Source organism: Paraburkholderia tuberum STM678 (assembly GCF_902833905.1).
GTDB classification, from domain to species: domain Bacteria; phylum Pseudomonadota; class Gammaproteobacteria; order Burkholderiales; family Burkholderiaceae; genus Paraburkholderia; species Paraburkholderia tuberum.
Window position 1 is genome coordinate 1 of sequence record NZ_CADFGP010000183.1, and the last position, 521, is coordinate 521.

1 protein-coding gene is annotated in these 521 nt (G+C 61.4%); it reads left to right on the plus strand.

Translation table 11 applies throughout. The annotated features are described in order from the left end of the window. Positions 1-418: hypothetical protein (locus HWY30_RS40865; protein WP_176079065.1), on the plus strand; the 418-nt coding region annotated here is incomplete at its 5' end. Between the last annotated feature and the right edge of the window lie 103 nt (positions 419-521).

A 521-nucleotide genomic window follows, 5' to 3' on the forward strand; every position in this document is an offset into this window, starting at 1 on the left:
ACCCGGCGACGGCACGCTGCTCATCGATGCCGTGATCGTTGGTGTCGCGACCGCGAGCAGTGCGTGCCTGATCTCGCTGGACGATGGCACCAACATCGGAGTCAGCATCTACAAGGCAGTCGGTACCGGGGCGATGTGGTCGTATATCGGCAACAACGCGACATCGCTCGGCGTAACCGCGGGTGAGGGCGACAGGGTTCGGGTTGCGATCGCATGGTCCGGAGACTGGAGTGTTGCGTCGACCTCGATCAACGGCGGGGCATCGATTGCCATGCGCCCGGTTCCAGTGACGATCACACAGATGTCGATCGGTTCAAGGCGCGGCACGTCTATCTCGAGTATCTGGGCACGTGAGGCTAAGTACTGGCCGCGCCGGTTCGACGACGCAACACTCTCCGACTTAACGAGGCTGACATGACCTTCCATGATTACTACCTGCGCGCGCCGAATGCTGACGAACTGCGCAAGGCTTTGCTTGCGGCGCAGTTGATCGAGCCGCTTGGGGGCGGTGAGTACGTATC